15 protein-coding genes and 8 tRNA genes are annotated in these 15,808 nt (G+C 47.2%); 6 read left to right on the plus strand and 17 right to left on the minus strand.

What is annotated here, in order from left to right:
* Positions 1-12 precede the first annotated feature (12 nt).
* The 4 genes from DESAL_RS13100 to DESAL_RS13115 all read left to right on the plus strand — a co-directional run bounded on the left by DESAL_RS13100 (position 13) and on the right by DESAL_RS13115 (position 2,371).
* Complete coding sequence (locus DESAL_RS13100) at positions 13-717, plus strand: flagellar basal body-associated FliL family protein (RefSeq protein WP_015852470.1); 705 nt, start codon at positions 13-15, stop codon at positions 715-717.
* A 5-nt stretch (positions 718-722) separates the two neighbouring features.
* Positions 723-1,043, plus strand: a complete 321-nt coding sequence (locus tag DESAL_RS13105) for a hypothetical protein (protein WP_015852471.1) — start codon at positions 723-725, stop codon at positions 1,041-1,043.
* 77 nt (positions 1,044-1,120) lie between these two features.
* Positions 1,121-1,531: a hypothetical protein gene (locus tag DESAL_RS13110; RefSeq protein WP_015852472.1), complete on the plus strand. Its 411-nt coding sequence runs from the start codon at positions 1,121-1,123 to the stop codon at positions 1,529-1,531.
* 6 nt (positions 1,532-1,537) lie between these two features.
* The gene (locus tag DESAL_RS13115; protein ID WP_015852473.1) at positions 1,538-2,371 is read left to right on the plus strand and encodes a hypothetical protein; all 834 of its coding nucleotides are present in this window, start codon (positions 1,538-1,540) and stop codon (positions 2,369-2,371) included.
* Here the strand turns inward: DESAL_RS13115 and DESAL_RS13120 are convergent.
* The 17 genes from DESAL_RS13120 to DESAL_RS13200 form a co-directional block, all read right to left on the minus strand.
* Complete coding sequence (locus DESAL_RS13120; protein WP_015852474.1) at positions 2,368-4,500, minus strand: methyl-accepting chemotaxis protein; 2,133 nt, start codon at positions 4,498-4,500, stop codon at positions 2,368-2,370. The genes DESAL_RS13115 and DESAL_RS13120 overlap by 4 nt on opposite strands.
* Before the next feature lie 166 nt (positions 4,501-4,666).
* Positions 4,667-5,593, minus strand: a complete 927-nt coding sequence (gene lpxC / locus DESAL_RS13125) for a UDP-3-O-acyl-N-acetylglucosamine deacetylase (RefSeq protein WP_015852475.1) — start codon at positions 5,591-5,593, stop codon at positions 4,667-4,669.
* Between the two features lie 175 nt (positions 5,594-5,768).
* Positions 5,769-6,632 carry a peptide chain release factor N(5)-glutamine methyltransferase gene (prmC, locus tag DESAL_RS13130; protein ID WP_015852476.1) on the minus strand — a complete coding sequence of 288 codons (864 nt, stop codon included), beginning with the start codon at positions 6,630-6,632 and terminating at the stop codon, positions 5,769-5,771.
* A gap of 73 nt (positions 6,633-6,705) precedes the next feature.
* Positions 6,706-7,779, minus strand: coding sequence for a peptide chain release factor 1 (gene prfA / locus DESAL_RS13135; protein ID WP_015852477.1), 1,074 nt, complete (start codon positions 7,777-7,779; stop codon positions 6,706-6,708).
* On the minus strand, positions 7,779-8,708 hold the full coding sequence (locus tag DESAL_RS13140; RefSeq protein ID WP_041722259.1) for a DUF1385 domain-containing protein: 930 nt from the start codon (positions 8,706-8,708) through the stop codon (positions 7,779-7,781). Before DESAL_RS13140 ends, prfA begins: the two co-directional genes overlap by 1 nt.
* A 267-nt stretch (positions 8,709-8,975) precedes the next feature.
* Positions 8,976-9,206, minus strand: coding sequence for a 50S ribosomal protein L31 (rpmE, locus tag DESAL_RS13145; protein ID WP_015852479.1), 231 nt, complete (start codon positions 9,204-9,206; stop codon positions 8,976-8,978).
* 310 nt (positions 9,207-9,516) lie between these two features.
* Positions 9,517-9,834, minus strand: a complete 318-nt coding sequence (locus DESAL_RS13150; protein ID WP_015852480.1) for a TusE/DsrC/DsvC family sulfur relay protein — start codon at positions 9,832-9,834, stop codon at positions 9,517-9,519.
* A gap of 181 nt (positions 9,835-10,015) precedes the next feature.
* The gene (locus tag DESAL_RS13155) at positions 10,016-11,743 is read right to left on the minus strand and encodes a YcaO-like family protein (protein ID WP_015852481.1); all 1,728 of its coding nucleotides are present in this window, start codon (positions 11,741-11,743) and stop codon (positions 10,016-10,018) included.
* The gene (locus tag DESAL_RS13160; protein ID WP_015852482.1) at positions 11,743-12,462 is read right to left on the minus strand and encodes a class I SAM-dependent methyltransferase; all 720 of its coding nucleotides are present in this window, start codon (positions 12,460-12,462) and stop codon (positions 11,743-11,745) included. The genes DESAL_RS13155 and DESAL_RS13160 overlap by 1 nt, the downstream gene beginning before the upstream one ends.
* A 178-nt stretch (positions 12,463-12,640) precedes the next feature.
* Positions 12,641-12,715 (minus strand) — tRNA-Gly (locus tag DESAL_RS13165).
* Between the two features lie 58 nt (positions 12,716-12,773).
* Positions 12,774-12,848: transfer RNA gene (locus DESAL_RS13170), tRNA-Gly, on the minus strand.
* 3 nt (positions 12,849-12,851) lie between these two features.
* Positions 12,852-12,926, minus strand: a tRNA-Cys gene (locus DESAL_RS13175).
* Positions 12,927-12,935: 9 nt separating this feature from the next.
* A tRNA-Gly gene (locus DESAL_RS13180) sits at positions 12,936-13,010 on the minus strand.
* 61 nt (positions 13,011-13,071) lie between these two features.
* A tRNA-Gly gene (locus DESAL_RS13185) sits at positions 13,072-13,146 on the minus strand.
* A gap of 62 nt (positions 13,147-13,208) precedes the next feature.
* Positions 13,209-13,283: transfer RNA gene (locus DESAL_RS13190), tRNA-Gly, on the minus strand.
* Between the two features lie 3 nt (positions 13,284-13,286).
* Positions 13,287-13,361 (minus strand) — tRNA-Cys (locus tag DESAL_RS13195).
* Positions 13,362-13,369: 8 nt separating this feature from the next.
* Positions 13,370-13,444: transfer RNA gene (locus DESAL_RS13200), tRNA-Gly, on the minus strand.
* A gap of 367 nt (positions 13,445-13,811) precedes the next feature.
* On the opposite strand from DESAL_RS13200, the gene dksA reads away from it, so the two are divergent.
* Together dksA and DESAL_RS13210 are read left to right on the plus strand one after the other, a co-directional pair.
* On the plus strand, positions 13,812-14,174 hold the full coding sequence (gene dksA / locus DESAL_RS13205) for an RNA polymerase-binding protein DksA (RefSeq protein WP_015852483.1): 363 nt from the start codon (positions 13,812-13,814) through the stop codon (positions 14,172-14,174).
* 16 nt (positions 14,175-14,190) lie between these two features.
* Positions 14,191-15,702, plus strand: coding sequence for an NFACT RNA binding domain-containing protein (locus DESAL_RS13210; protein ID WP_015852484.1), 1,512 nt, complete (start codon positions 14,191-14,193; stop codon positions 15,700-15,702).
* The last annotated feature ends 106 nt before the right edge of the window (positions 15,703-15,808 follow it).

Below are 15,808 nucleotides of genomic sequence, written 5' to 3' on the forward strand. Positions count from 1 at the left end.
CAGGATACGTACATGCTCTTCCTCGCTGTTGATGATATTGATGACTCTGAATCCGGGGAAGATACTCAATCTTCAGCCCCTGCCAGCAAGGCAGCTCAAAAGGTAGAGCTGGACCTTGATGATGCGCCTTTTCTTGAAGACGAGGACGAGGAAGACGATATTCCGGAGGATGAACCGGAAGAACTTGAGGCTCTTGAGGAAGAGCCGGCTGAAAAAAAACCGAAAACCAAACTCTTCATTTTTATCGGAATCGGAGTAATCATACTCCTGCTTGTTGCGATTCTGGTAAAACTTTTCTTTTTTGACTCTCCCGCACCACCTCCCAAGGAAGAAACTGCTGTAGAAGAAACAGTGGAAGAAATTCCCATGGAAGCCCCCGATGACACTCCTCCGCCTCCACCGGAAGAACCCGGTGTAACCCTGCTGCGCATGGACCCGTTCTGGATTGAACAGAAGGATAAGGACGAGCGTACAAGATTCCTGATAGCCAGATTTGCAATGACAACAACAGATGAACGTGTTGTTGCAGAATATGGACGCAAAACTCTCATCCTGCGCGATGCGGTCTACTTTTACCTCAAAAATAAAGATTTACAGTTTTTAGCCGATGAGAAGAATGTAGAGAAACTGAAAAAAGACCTGCTCATGGTGATCAACCAATACATTGTTGCAGGCGAATTTGAGAAAATCCTGTTTGAGGAGTATCTCGTGAGGTAAAAATCATGCCCGGTCCTGTGGATATGCCCCTGATCATCTCGCAGCTTGCGAATGTCCAGAAGATTTCCAACTCTGAAGTAACCAAGTCCGGCCTTCAGCAGACCCTCATGATCAATCCGGAAGAGCAGGAAAAGAACAAGGAAGCACAGAAGCAGATCCAAAAGACCGAAAAAGATGAAGCCGCTATATCTGTGCGCGATGACAGCGGAAGCAAGGGCGGTCAGCAGTTCAAGCGCAAAAGACAGAAAAAAGACGAAGAGCCAGAAGAAGAAACCCAGACCAAGAAGTCTCCGTGGTCCGGAAACATAATCAATGTAAAGATTTGAGCTGGCGCACCTATTGCCCTTCTTTAATAAACAGGGCAAACTGTTACAGATACTATGAACCTCTACCTTAGCTAATTATGACTGTATTCCTGCTCATTTTCTTTTCCATAACAGAGATAGCTCTGCTTATCGCCGTAATCTTTTTTTTCCTCAGGCTGCGCAAGTCCGAAGAACTGGTCACCCAGTTACAGGTTAAACAGGAAGAATTCGTCAAGAAACTTCAGTTTAACACCCAGCTTGAAAACGAGATGATGAATACCTTTGCCGAACGGCAAGAAGAGCTGGCTCAATTGGATATGATGCTGGACCGCAAATCCAAAAAGCTCAAAAAGATACTGTCTCAGGCTGAAGAATTTTCGCGCTCACCGCAGTTCCTGCGCCAGATCATACTCACAGGTCACAAAGAAGGAAAACCCGTCAGCAGGCTCGCTAAAGCCACAGGGCTGTCTATTGAAGAAGTAGAGCTTATTATTGATCAGCATAGTTAAACTATCATGAAAATTTCCAGATACGGTAATAGAGGCTTTGGCGGAGGCGGCAGTAAATCATCGGCACGCTCTGCCATGTTTCGCAAGAGATTTTCTGTTGGCGATATACTGCAAGGAAAGCTTATAAAATGGTATCAGCCAAAGTTGGGCTGGGTAATTATTGAAGATTTGGAACTACTTGCCAGCATCCAGACAAATGCAGCTCCCGGTGACATTCTCACTTTTCATGTCGAGCAACTCTACCCGGACATAATTCTTAAAGAAATCAACCCGAACCATCTGAACGGGCAAGGCGCATACATTAACCCGGCTGAGATCACCCGTGAATTCGTCAGTAGCCGTGCAACATTCCAATCACAAGCCAGCTCTATTTTCAAAAAACTCAATGAAGAGAAAATATCCAGCACCAATGCCCGAAAAGAACAATTTCTTGAACTGCTGGAAGATGACGTAAAAACCGCTGTAATATTTTTTAAAACTCTTGGATGTGCCGCAAGACTTAATTCTGTTTTAAAATCGACAAAGCTCTACTACATGCCGTGGCTGGTTCCCTGCGGACTCAATCAAGAGATTGTTATCAAGACCAGAGTAGATAACGATAATCCTGACAATTCATTCTATGAATTGCTATTCTCGCTGGACCTGCCCCCGTCCGTACCTGCCAGATTTAAAGTCATGTATAAGAAGCCGCAATGCGGATTCAAGCTGCTTACTGATAATATGCGCATAAAAGCCCTGCTCGAACCAAAATTCAAGGGGAAATTCCCCGAATTTCTCGGCATGGAACGCATCCCGCCGCACAACGCAGGCGGGGTTCTATCTGAACTGTTCTCCGGTTAATCCTTCTCTACCTTGAATGCTGCCACTTCCTCTTCAAGGCTGGCAACGGAATTTGAAAGCTGCTCGGTAATTGAAACGAACTCAGTCAGAGCGTCTTTGGTCTGAATGGATGTCTCGCTAAGCTGAATCATGGCTTTGCTGATTTGCTCGGCCCCCTCGCTCTGATTCTGCATACCTTCGTTTACAGATTCGAAACGCGGTGTCAGAGTCTGGACCTGATTTACCACCCCGGTAATTCCATCGCCAAGCACTGCTACATTGCTGACCCCGTTCTCAACCTGCTTGCGGAACTTATCCATTTCCATAACTCCGGCAGAAACAGCTGAAAGCATCTCAGCCACAATCTTTTCGATATCAAGAGTAGACATGGCTGTCTGGTCGGCAAGCTTACGAATTTCACGCGCTACAACTGAAAAGCCTTGGCCGAATTCCCCGGCCTTCTCAGCTTCGATTGCGGCATTTAAAGACAGCAGATTGATCTGCTCTGAAATCTTTGAAATAGAAGTCACCACTGAACTGATGTTGGCTGCTTTGGAATTAATCACTGAAAGTTTGGAAAAAATACCGCCGGAAGCATCTCGCATGGCATCCATTGTCACGCCCATCTCACCAAGGTCACGAACACCCTGCGCCGCCAATTCGCCGGTAGAAACAGCAACAGTAGTGGACTCGTTCATAGTCCGGGCCAGTTCTTGCGATGTAGCGGAAATTTCACGGGATGAGCTCCCCAATTCCTGAGTCGCAGCAGCCTGATTCTCAACAGCTGCTTCAAGCTGATTGATGGCAGTGCCGAGCTTTAGAGCCGATCCGGTAACCTGATCCCCAGACCTCTGCACCTGACTGACCAGTGAGTTCAAGGTAAGCAACATGGTGTGAATAGATTTAACAAGGTGATCCACCTCATCAAAACGCTTTTCTTTTCCAGTCTCGAAAGAATCCACGACTTTTTTCAGATGCCCCTTATCAGTGGCCATAGCAAAAACTTTCTTGGCCTCACGCAGATCCCCTTTGGAAACATGATGGGCGACCTTTGAGACACTGCGGATAGGCAGGCAAATTCTGCGGATCACATAATAAATCACACCGATGGTCAGCAACAGAATGATAAAGCTGATTGCGCCCTGCTTTATGATCAGCTCCTCTACAGGTGCAAATATCTCCTGCTTGGGCACAGTTGAAGCCACGTACCAGCCCAAGGGGGCAAAATAACGGACATAAGATTGGCGCTCGACAATTTCACCATCCTGACGGCGCACCTTATAATCAAGCCGCCAATCCCCAAGTTTTCCTACTTCCTTAAGGTCATGCATCAGGGAATTGCCGGTATTCAAATTCAAAGTTTTTGCGAAATCAGGCCCGGCACCTAAAGGAGGAACAAGTACATTCTTATTGTTATCGAAAATAAAAAGACGTCCTGTTTCTGCCAGCCTGATTTGTGAAAACCCCTTACGCATATCACGAATGAGGTCCTGTTTCTGGTTTTCTACCGCGCCTTCAATATCATCCACGTAGGCTCCGGTACCGATAATCCACCCCCATTTTGGAAAACCTTTTACGTATAAAAGCTTTGAGATCGGATCATTCTCTCCCAATCTGGTCCACAGCAAATTAACAAACCCACCGCCTTCGCGAGTAGCCTTGCGTATCATATCAGGACCATATGCATATCCATTCTTATCAACACCCTTTGATAAATCACGACCTTCAAGAGAACGATCCGGGTGGGCAAGAGCTTTTAACTTATCAGTATAAATGAAAAAATAATCATTATTAAAATATCTTGTATTACGCGCGAGTTTGAAAGCCGCTTCCTTTGCTTCCTTTTCGGTCAGCTCACCGGCCTTGTAGAGTTCGTAAAAACTGCCGACCTGAGCAAGAAAAAGAGTCATCGCATCCTTTACTGCCTGCTTGCGGTCTTGAAATGCATGTTTGCGGTAGCGGTCAAGGGCCTGATGACCTTCCTGAAGATAAAGCATCCCGACCCTGATAGTGTTCCGGGCTGTCCGCCCTTGAAAATGAGCCATATCTTCTTCGAGAGTTGAACTCGTAAATACAAGCGTAACAATAGATGAAGCAATGACAACGGCTGCAACTATATATGAGATTCTAGTGCTGATTGACCGGAACATGAATTCTCCTTCAAAATGAAACTACCTACAGGCTATTGAAATCAATACAGCCATTTTTACCGCTGCATACATTGTAGTCAAGCCTGTCTCTGAAATATCTGCATAACAGCAAAAAAAAAGACCCGCCAAAAAGACGGGTCTTGATATTTACACAGTAAGGTCCTTGCTATGCAGGTGCAGGGACAGCTTCGGGGGTAACAGGAGTGAAAACTTTTTCTTCAACTTTCCCGGCAGCGGGTTCAAGGACACGCTCTTCCAGGTAATCCACTGCGTTCTCATGAACATAACGCAGGAAAGCATTGTTCAGAGCATGACCGGAAGCATATACTTCAAAGCGGCCCTGTAAGGGAGCTTCCAGAACAGCCATATCGCCGATGAAATCGAGCATTTTATGCCTTACAAACTCATCAGCAAAGCGAAGTCCGCCGTCATTCAGGATACCGTAGTCATCAAGAACTACTGCGTTATCAAGAGAACCACCGAGAGCAAGACCGTTGGCATGCAGATATTCAACTTCTTTCAGGAAACCGAAAGTTCTGGCTTTTGCCAATTCGTCCATGAAAACATCAGGAGTAATTTCAAGAGAGAGAGTCTGTTTACCGATCTGAGGGTGCTCAAAATCAATAGTATAATCAACAGCAAAGCCGTCATGAGGAAAGGCCCTGACGTACTTGCCGTCCTGCTCGAAATTAATGGATTTGGTCACTGCCAGCACCTTACGCGGCTTGGAAAGTTCGCGCACTCCGGCCTGACGGAGCAGATATACAAAAGGTCCGGCGCTGCCATCCATAATGGGCAGCTCGTTACCTCTTACTTCAACGTGAATGTTATCGACACCCATACCACGAACAGCAGCGAAAAGATGTTCGACAGTGGAAACAGAATCCTGCCCGTTACCAATGGTAGTGGCAAGTCCGGTGGCTACAACCAGATTAGGATTGGGAGTGATAAAAGAGCTTCCGGAACCGGTGTGAACTGAAAAAAGAATACCGGTATCTGCTACAGCAGGCCTGAGTACGATTTCCACCTGCTTACCGCTGTGAAGGCCGATACCCTTGCATCTTACTGTATTCTGAATAGTTGTTTGTAGCATATTATCTCCTGTTGCCCCTACTTACAGCAAATAATATGCCATCTCTAGCGAACATCATAAACATCTATTTTTACATTACTTTTAGGTCGTGAAAAACGTCACGATCGCTAACTAGTTGTATTTTTACAACAACACAAAACATACATTGTGGTTTTTTTGCAAACATGCAGCAAAGCTATCTCTTTTTTGCCACAACGACCCGGTCATGCTCAGAAAGGTCTTTTTGAACCTCTACACAACCGGAAAACTCCGAACAGGAGTCAAAAATACTGTGAGCAACCTTACCCTGAAGATATCCGATCTCCATAAACACCGTACCACCCTGCTTAAGAGCACTAGCGATACGCGGAGCACTACCCTTGATATCTTCATCGCCGTCAGGACCGCTGACCAGAGCGGAAACAGGTTCAAACTCCGCAACTTCATAGCTGATCTCATCCAGTTCCGCTTCACACAGATAAGGCGGATTGGCTAAGATCAAGTCAAACTTAGCATCAGCCAGCAAAGGCTCATTAAAATCAGCCCTGACAAAAAGCACCCGCTCTGACACACCATGCAGACGAGCGTTATCCTGCGCAATCGCCAAAGCCGCAGGACTAAGATCGAGTGCAATTCCTCGAGCCTTCGGAAAGAGCTTCGCCACAGTTACAGCCAGAATTCCAGATCCGGTGCCGAAATCAGCAAACAGGAATTCATCTTCCGTACTGAAAAGCTGCTGAACCTTCTCGACAATCTCCTCAGTCTCAGGACGCGGAATAAGCACGCCGGGACCGACCTTAAAATCAAAGCCGAAAAACTCTTTCACACCGAGAATATATGCAGCAGGTTCACCGGAAGCCCTGCGCTTTACAAGCGCATCAAATTCAGCGGCTTTTTCCGTATCCACAGAGCTTTCCAGCTCCATGATCAATTGCACTCGGTTCAGATCAAAAACCTTTTCCGCAAACAGCTGCGCAGATAAGGCAGGAGAATCAACGCCGGCATCATTGAGCTGCGCAGTCGCCCTAGCAAGAACTTCTTTTAATTTTTGATCAGCCAAACCTTATCTCCGGAAAATAAAAAGAGCGGGATATTTCGAAAAATATCCCGCTCGAATATTCTATCCTAAAAAACTAACCGTCCTGAGCCTGCTGCTTCAGGGCTTCAGACTGGTAATGACTGATGAGGGATTCAACGAGCTCTTGCATATCCCCTTCAATTACAGCATCCAGCTTGTACAGGGTCAGGTTGATACGGTGATCGGTCACCCTACCCTGCGGAAAGTTGTAAGTACGGATACGTTCGGAACGGTCACCGGAACCAACCTGTGCACGACGCTGCTCAGCCATTTCCGCATGCTGCTTATCCTGTTCTGCCTGCAAAAGGCGGGAACAGAGAACCTTCATAGCCTTGGCCTTGTTCTTATGCTGGGACTTTTCGTCCTGACAGATAACAACCAGACCGGTGGGAAGGTGGGTAATGCGGATAGCGGAGTCAGTGGTGTTAACTGACTGACCGCCGGGACCGGATGCGCGGAAAACGTCGATACGCAGATCTTCATTGCGCACCTGAACGTCAACTTCCTCAGCTTCAGGCATAATTGCTACAGTAGCTGCAGAAGTGTGAATGCGGCCCTGAGTTTCGGTTGCAGGCACACGCTGAACACGGTGAGTGCCGGACTCGTACTTCATCATGGAGTAAATACGGCTGCCGCTGATAGCTGCGATGATTTCCTTGAAACCGCCTGTTCCGGTGGGGTTGGAGTTCATGACTTCAACTTTCCAGCCATTGGATTCAGCAAATCTGGAATACATGCGGAAAAGGTCGGCAGCAAAAAGGGCTGCTTCTTCACCACCGGTACCGGCACGGATTTCAAGAATGATGTTCTTGCCATCCATGGGGTCCTTGGGCAGCAGGAGAAGCTTGAGTTCTTCTTCCAGCTTGGGCAGACGGTCCTTGATTTCAGCAATTTCCATCTCGGCCATTTCACGGATTTCGGGATCGGAATCCTTGGCCATTTCCTTGTTATCTTCAAGGTCGGCTGAAAGCTGCTTGTACTCGCGGAATGCTGCCACAACATCACCCAGCTCAGCATGAGCCATGGTTACTTTGCGATAGCGCTCCTGATTATTATAAACTTCCGGGTCTGCAAGCTCCTGCTCCAGATCCATGAAAGAACGTTCAATATCTTCCAATTTGGCAAACATCAGCTGTTTCCTCCATCAGCATCGGCAGCAACCGCCGTATTGAGCGCTGCGAGAGCAACTTCAATCTGCTCTTCGTCCGGCTCACGGGTAGTCAGCAGCTGCATTCCCATCCCCGGCAGGCAGGCAGCCTTGCACAGGGCTTTGTCCTCATGCTTGGAAGACACCTTGATCATCTCATAGGCGACCGCACTAACAGGAGCCATCAGCAGCAGCTTGATACCGACTATATATAAATGTTTAAGCACAAACCCTTGCGGTGCCCAGATAGCTACGATCAGGGGGACCAGCACGGTAAAAAGCAGAATACTCACCACCAGTACGAAAAGCAGAAATGCTGTACCGCAACGGGGATGGAGTCTGCTGAATTTCTTAATATCGCAAACTTCGAGATTGCCCCCAGCTTCGTAAGCCCAGATAGCCTTGTGCTCAGCGCCGTGATATTCAAAAACGCGCTTAATATCCGGGACAAATGAAATGGAAACAATGTAGCCTATGAACATGAGCATTTTAAAAAAACCGTCCCAGATATGGAAACTCAGGGAGTCCACATCGCCGGAAACGCCCCACCATTTCATGGCTACGGAAAAAAAGTGCGGCAACACAACAAAAAGGCCCAGTGCAGCTCCAAGAGCGATAACCATGGTCAGCACGAGATGAAAGGTGGTCAATTCACCATCTTCCTCTTCATCAAGAGCCTGAGTTGCGGAATAGTTCAAAGCTTTAACTCCGTTAACCATGGTCTCCATAAAAATAGGAAAACCGCGCAGAAAAGGTTTTTTCATAAACGCGGGTGTCATTGAGAACCAGGGACGAAGTTCAACAGTAATTTCGCCGTCAGGACGACGGACAGCGATGGCGAGGTTGTCCTTTGCGCGCATCATAACGCCTTCGATAACAGCCTGTCCGCCAACGGTTTTGGCAGCGGACATAAGAAGAGGTAATTTCAAATCCGTTTCCTCACTGATAAAGACCTCACGGCCCGTAAAAATAGTAATGTTCTCAGGTAAAATAATCATTAACAGCCGTCAAGCAAGACTGAAATTGAATATCATTACAAAAAGAACACAGCGGGGAGGGATTTGAAATGTCCCACCCGGCTACGATGCAGGACTCTAAAATGTTTAAAAAAAGGACATGCCTCTACCGTAAAAATACGGCAGAGGCATGTTCACGCGGCAAAACCGCAGAAATATGAGCTAGTTGCCCTTAACTTTGCTTGCTGCGTCGAAGTTAGCAAACTTCTTCTTGAAGCGGTCAATACGACCAGCGGTATCAACAAAACGCTGCTTACCAGTGTAGAAAGGGTGGCAGTTGGAACAAATTTCAGTGCTCACCTCTTCACCAATGGTGGAGTAGAGTTCGGACTCGTAACCGCAGTGGCAGCGTACAGTTGCCTTATGAAGTTTAGGATGGATATCTTTTTTCATGACTTTCTCCTGTCTTTGTTAACCGTGAAAACAAGGCCGAATACACCTGCACATAATAATATGCAAGCATTATTTGCCCAGTTCCGCAATTTTTGGTGCAATAAGTTAACAGGCTCGCAAGACATACGTCAAGCGACCGGGTCGAGCAGACAACCAGATGCCTGCTGACACTTCAGCTATTTACCGGGATACTTTTAAATCCCCTTCCACTTAAATAACCGGAATGTCACCATTCACCTACTTGTCACTACCGAACAAAAAAGGCGGGACCGCGAGGACCCCGCCTGAATATTCTGAAAGCTGTCTGGAACTAAACGCAGCCGGTAGGCTTGGGCAGACCAGCCATCTTACAAGCTCCCTTACCGGGTCCGGAGGGGAACAGTTCGTAGATGTGCTTCAGTTTGAAACCAGTTACTTTAGAAAGGATACGCACCATGGGAGCGATACCGTTCTTCTTGTAGTAGTCCTGCAGGAAGTCGATAACTTTCTGGTGTTCTTCGTTGAGTTCTTTGATGCCTTCGGACTCTTTGCAGAAGTCAACCCACTCAGGGCACCAGTCTTCAAACTTCAGGAGGAAACCGTCTTCATCAACGTCAAAGCTTTTGCCCTGGAATTCTACGATAGCCATAATAATACTCCTAGGAATATTTACATTTATTACTGTAGGTTCTAACTGTGTTGAACCCGCCATATCCAAAAACAGCGATCCGCTGTTTCACGACTATTTTTTACAGCTCAAAACCATAATGCGTTTTTGCTCAGACTGAAATAAGCCTTAAATCCAGTTCTTGTCAATCAAGTACGGGAATTTATTTGTCGAGTAATTCCTGAAGATGCGGCTGCGCATACTCAAGAGAAGGGTCGAGTTCAAGCGCGGTACTCAGGTACTCGATGGCTTCGTCATCTTCGCCCATAAACTTATGACATAATCCAAGGTTTGCAAGGTCTGAAGCAGACCCGCTGTCCAACGCCAGCGCCGCTTTAAAATCAACAGCAGCCAACGCATAATCTTTGGCCTTGAATTTTGCTACACCACGCAGGTTGAAGTATTCCTTGGCCTCGTCATCAAGCTCGATAGCACGATCAAGATAAGGAATTGTTTCCGGCCAACGCTCCTCAAGAGAAAGTGCGTAAGCGGTATAAAATGCTGAAAGAGCCTTCTCTTCATCTGCGGGCTGCATATCAACCGCAATGCTGAACATATCCACTGCTCTGGAAGTATCACCACCACGCAGTGCCAGCATACCTTCGAAGAAAGGAATAAAATACGGCTCATCATAAATATCAGAAATTACATCCAGACCGTCGCCGGCAATATCAAGAGCAACCTTTTCGGAAAGGATGCGGCCGACGAAAAGTCCGAGACTGGCATGCGGAGTACGTTCGCGGAACTGGAATCCGGGCACAAAGTTGTAGTTTGCGGGCACGCCCAGTTCAGGATGGGTGGTGTCCACTGTGTACAAGGTATAGCCCTTCTCTTCCAGCTGAGCAGCAAACTGCTTCAACTCATCATAGATGTCATCACTTTCGACAGACGGCAGGGATTTCATCTTCACGCATTCGCCAGCACCAAGCCATCCGGTCTGCTCAATCTCGGTAAACTTAGGCAGTCCGGAAGCTTCATAAACTCTGCCGGTCTCGAAGTCCCCGGCAAGCTGCGCAACTTCAGTAAATGCACGAATTGCAGCCTTGCAGGGAGAAGCGGATGTTCCGGCGGTAAATACGATCTCACTCATGCCCGGAAAAGTGGAAGGATCCCATGCAGTGACCGCAACCGTGGGCAGAGGCATACCAAAAGAAAAGTCATTGATGATGTACTTGATGCCGTTGTCATCAAAGCACTTGCAGAGATTGGACAGCACTGCATCTTCGCAGGAAGCCGGATCAATAACCGGAACTTCAGGGCGCTCACGATCGATCACAGCGCAAACGTGCCGCTCTACCAGTTCACTGCCACCCTGCAATACAGACTCCTCGGGAGTATTACCAGCAGAAGAACCATTGAATTCATTAAGAATCTTAAACCAGTCCAGAGGTACATATTCCTCTTCACCGGTGTGAACGTTTAGAGCGGGATGAAAATGCCAGCGCACCAGATCAAGGATAACCCTAGCTTTACCGGGGTCCATTTCTTCGCCTACAGACTGCAGGATCTTCTCAATGGAAATAACCTTACCGGGCCAGAGCTCCTCAGCTTCACTGTAAGTCGCAAGAGTAAAATTATCGGACTTGGACCAAAAGCTGAAAAAGCTAAACCGCTCTACAAGCTCCATGAGTGCGGAAGCTTCAGCCTGAATAACAGAAGCCCCCTTACCCATCTGTTTGCGGGTAGGCATAACTTCACGGGCAGTATCACCGCATTCACTGATAAAAACAGGAATACCAAGACGTCCGGTATCGACCTTGCGGGTGCACTTGAGAACGCCGTTACATTTCTCATCCAGCAGGGCTTTAACCCGTGATACAGTTTCTTCGGGGCTGACAGCCTTGTCCTGATCCTTGGAGTAAATTTTGGGGCAAGATTTAAGTTCCAGCATTATTTAACTCCCATCCTGACCAAAGAAACAATTGACTTTCCTTCTCCTGCATTTCCGGCAAAAGGGACTTCCTGCTTCATCAGACGATAACTATCCTTGGTCTGTTCGAAAAATTTCTTTCCGCCGCGTTTCTTGTCCATAGCCAGCAGCACTTCAGATTCCTTGGATTCTTCAAGATGCTTGGCAATGAAACCGGGCAGAGCTTCAGCGACATCATCACGATGCAGGATTTCACATCCGAGAATGTAATTAAACTTTTCTTCCAAATCAGTCTCAGCAAAGTCAACCTTCCGCATGCCGACTTTATCTTCAAGCTTGTTGCGGGAAACATTCAGACGCGCAAAAAGCAAAGCATCGTCATCAGTATCCGCCAGAACAACTTCATGGCCACGGCTGGCAGCAATCATGCCGCAGAGACCACCGTCAGTACCTACTTCAAGGAACTTTGCACCTTCGGCAGCCTTAAATTTGAGCGCATAAAAACCAAGCACGAGAGAAGAAGGCCAGATTTTCGCCCAAAGAGGTAAATCAATCTTCTTGCCGCCACGGGCTTTATTCACAAGCTTATCAAGGTAAGCAGGCATATCGGCAATCTGGGCCAGTTCGAAAATCTGGTCACCAACTTTAACTTCTTCAAACTTGATCGCACCGAATTTATTACGGGCCGCTGCAAGCAGCTCATCAAATGTTGCATCCGGCTTTAACGCTATATTTTTCAAGGAGACCTCCTGAAGGGAATTCTATTTATTTCATCCTAACGCGGTAGGAAATTTTTCCTTATCTTTCTGAAAATGTCAGCCACAGAGGAAGATGAATAATCATTAACCTGAAGACGGTCAACATTCGTCACAAAATGCACAAAAAAAGGGTCGACCTTACTGATCGACCCCGAAATTCTGGAGCGGGAAACGAGATTTGAACTCGCGACCTCAACCTTGGGAAGGTTGCACTCTACCGCTGAGTTATTCCCGCTGAAAGTTTATTTGTAAAAAAGAAAAAGGGTCGACCTTATTGATCGACCCTGAAATTCTGGAGCGGGAAACGAGATTTGAACTCGCGACTCCAACCTTGGCAAGGTTGTACTCTACCACTGAGTTATTCCCGCTGATGGAGGCGGCATCCAGATTTGAACTGGAGAATGGAGGTTTTGCAGACCTCTGCCTTACCACTTGGCTATGCCGCCTGAAATATTTGGAGCGGGAAACGAGATTTGAACTCGCGACTCCAACCTTGGCAAGGTTGTACTCTACCACTGAGTTATTCCCGCTCAGTCTTTCCATACTCTGGAAAGAAAACGGCCTCCCTGAGTTAGGAAGGCCTGAAATATCTGGAGCGGGAAACGAGATTTGAACTCGCGACTCCAACCTTGGCAAGGTTGTACTCTACCACTGAGTTATTCCCGCTCAGCAAGTTTATCTTCAAGTGGCCTGAAGAAGGGACGATAAGTATCACCCAAGAAATTTAGTGGAGCGGGAAACGAGATTTGAACTCGCGACTCCAACCTTGGCAAGGTTGTACTCTACCACTGAGTTATTCCCGCTCGTGGAGGCGACATCCGGATTTGAACCGGAGAATGGAGGTTTTGCAGACCTCTGCCTTACCACTTGGCTATGTCGCCGAAATATTTGGAGCGGGAAACGAGATTTGAACTCGCGACTCCAACCTTGGCAAGGTTGTACTCTACCACTGAGTTATTCCCGCTCACGAAAAGCGAAGCAGTTTTTAACTTTCTGCGTTTAAACTGTCAACACTTTTTTAATTTTTTTTAATCTTTTTGCCTTCCTAAAATTGGACCGCCGCAGATAAATTCATCAATTATCCTGACAGCTTTAAGCCCTGAAAGTCAAACAAAATATTTCCAAAGAACCGACGCGAATGTCGTGAAAGAGTGTTTAGGGCAGCTGTTTTTTTTTGTCAACCGTTTTATTTTTTTATTTTTTTATTTTTTTTTATCATGCACTTTACTTCCATGCCAACTTTAGGATAATACCATGCATCTTAAAAATAGTTTGAGTTGTTTTGGCAAATTGTAACCCCACCTCCTATCTTTTAAAGAGAGGTTATCAATATGGAACAGAAAGATATTGAATACTTCCGTGAGACCCTGAACAAGATGCTCGACGACATCCTTCAAAAGGGACAGGAAACCATTGAAGACATGACAGAATCCGGGGAAACTTATGCTGACCCCGCAGACCGCGCAACCGCTGAGTCCGATCGTGCCTTCACTCTCAGACTCAGGGACAGGGAACGCAAACTGATCAAGAAAATCCAAAAGGCCATTCAGCGTATTGATGACGGTGACTTTGGTGTCTGCCACGCCTGTGGAGATGATATCTCAGTACCAAGGCTTAAAGCCCGCCCAGTAACCACCCTCTGTATTGCATGCAAGAGCAAGCAGGAGGAAGAAGAACAGAACCGTGGAGATTAATCCCGGACGAATCTAAATGGATGCACACTTCTTTCGTGCCCTGACTGGAGAACTTGAGGAAAAACTCAAGGGCCGCAGGGTGGAAAAAATATTTGCCCCCGCTGAGGGAGTGTGGACTTTCGCGCTCCAATCAAAGGGAGGTAAGGAATATCTTCTTTTCAGGCCCGCCAAATCGGTGGGCCTGCTCTTTATTTCAAGGGTAAAACCGGTCAATCCTCCCAGCCCCCCGGCACAGGTCATGTGGCTGCGTAAGCGGCTGGCAGGACGCAGGCTTTTCGAAGCCCACCACGACTGGATCAACCTACGGGTTGCCTTCACCCTTTCACCATGGAAACAACGGGATAAATACCGTTATCTGCTGCTGGACATGAAAAAGGGAGTATCCCTGATCCATGATCTTCCGGAAGAATTTCCTGCGCCGGTAAGTTGGCCTTCTTACGAGGAAGCCCGTTCTAACGAAGAAATCTGGCGAGAGTTCCCCCAGATATCTCCTCCCCTGCGCAAAACACTGAATGCACTGGATGAGAACGAAGGGCGCGCCCTGCTGCACCGGCTTGAAACCGGTACTGCTGACCATTTCTACATTGCAGAAAAGAAAGGCGAGCTAACTCCGCCACGCGTATGGTCAAATCCAAGAAACGATGAGCAGGAATACGATTCGGCAATCGAAGCAACTTCCGTCTATGGAGAAAAGATTCTCTTTCCAGTGATGGAACGCATGGAAAATGCCGAGCAGCGCAACACTCTCAAAACCGGTAAAAAGAAATTCAAAAAGATTTTCGCGCGCATTGAGCAGGAAGAGGAACGTTTACGTGCCCTGCAAGCCCGTAAAATCGAAGCCGAAGCACTGCAAGCAGAGATGTACCGCCTAAAAGATCTTCGTGAGCTGGATAGAGTCACTGTTACCCATCCAGAATACGGAGAGATGGAGGTAAAGCTAGATCCCCTGCTGACTCCTACTGAGAACATGGAAAAAATATTCAAGTTCGCAGCCAAGGCACAACGAGGCTTCAAGCACATGGAACGACGCAGGCAGGAAGTTGAAGCTGAGCACGAGCAGTTCCTCAAAGCCAACCTCATGCCCGCAGCGGACAAAGGGCGTAAGCAGAAGAATATCGAGATACCTAAGAAGTACAAAAATATCGCGGCCTCACTATTTATATCATCCGATGGATTTCTCATGATCCGCGGTAAAAACAGCAAGGCCAACCATGAAATTCTGAGTAAGGTATCGTCAGTTTTCGATTACTGGTTCCACGTACAGGGCGGCCCCGGATCACACGTTGTCCTTAAGCGTGACCATCCCAGTCAGGAAGTACCGGAGCAAACCCTGCGTGAAGCCGCTGTGCTGGCAGCCCTGAAAAGCTACCGCACCAACGACTCCAAAGCGGACGTAATGTGCGCGCTGGTAAAAGATGTGCGCAAAGTCAAAGGCTGGGCACACGGACAGGTTGCAGTAGACAGTGTGCTCCAAAACCTGCACGTGGATATAGATCAAAGCTTAGAAGAAGCATTGGCTAAGAAATAAAAAAATAACCGCAATATCTTTCGAGATATTGCGGTTATTTTTTGAAGGTAGGCCGACAAATGTTATATAAAGCTGATTGAAAAGTTTTAACAAAAACAGGTTCTGG

It is taken from the genome of Maridesulfovibrio salexigens DSM 2638 (assembly GCF_000023445.1).
Taxonomy (GTDB): Bacteria; Desulfobacterota; Desulfovibrionia; order Desulfovibrionales; family Desulfovibrionaceae; genus Maridesulfovibrio; species Maridesulfovibrio salexigens.

Excerpts from the sequence above, each read along its gene's own strand:
- DESAL_RS13100 (WP_015852470.1), top strand. The coding sequence starts at position 13 with ATGCTCTTCCTCGCTGTTGATGATATTGATGACTCTGAATCCGGGGAA.
- DESAL_RS13105 (WP_015852471.1), top strand. The coding sequence starts at position 723 with ATGCCCGGTCCTGTGGATATGCCCCTGATCATCTCGCAGCTTGCGAAT.
- DESAL_RS13110 (WP_015852472.1), top strand. The coding sequence starts at position 1,121 with ATGACTGTATTCCTGCTCATTTTCTTTTCCATAACAGAGATAGCTCTG.
- DESAL_RS13115 (WP_015852473.1), top strand. The coding sequence starts at position 1,538 with ATGAAAATTTCCAGATACGGTAATAGAGGCTTTGGCGGAGGCGGCAGT.
- DESAL_RS13120 (WP_015852474.1), bottom strand. The coding sequence starts at position 4,500 with ATGTTCCGGTCAATCAGCACTAGAATCTCATATATAGTTGCAGCCGTT.
- lpxC (WP_015852475.1), bottom strand. The coding sequence starts at position 5,593 with ATGCTACAAACAACTATTCAGAATACAGTAAGATGCAAGGGTATCGGC.
- prfA (WP_015852477.1), bottom strand. The coding sequence starts at position 7,779 with ATGTTTGCCAAATTGGAAGATATTGAACGTTCTTTCATGGATCTGGAG.
- DESAL_RS13140 (WP_041722259.1), bottom strand. The coding sequence starts at position 8,708 with ATGTCCGCTGCCAAAACCGTTGGCGGACAGGCTGTTATCGAAGGCGTT.
- rpmE (WP_015852479.1), bottom strand. The coding sequence starts at position 9,206 with ATGAAAAAAGATATCCATCCTAAACTTCATAAGGCAACTGTACGCTGC.
- DESAL_RS13150 (WP_015852480.1), bottom strand. The coding sequence starts at position 9,834 with ATGGCTATCGTAGAATTCCAGGGCAAAAGCTTTGACGTTGATGAAGAC.
- DESAL_RS13155 (WP_015852481.1), bottom strand. The coding sequence starts at position 11,743 with ATGCTGGAACTTAAATCTTGCCCCAAAATTTACTCCAAGGATCAGGAC.
- dksA (WP_015852483.1), top strand. The coding sequence starts at position 13,812 with ATGGAACAGAAAGATATTGAATACTTCCGTGAGACCCTGAACAAGATG.
- DESAL_RS13210 (WP_015852484.1), top strand. The coding sequence starts at position 14,191 with ATGGATGCACACTTCTTTCGTGCCCTGACTGGAGAACTTGAGGAAAAA.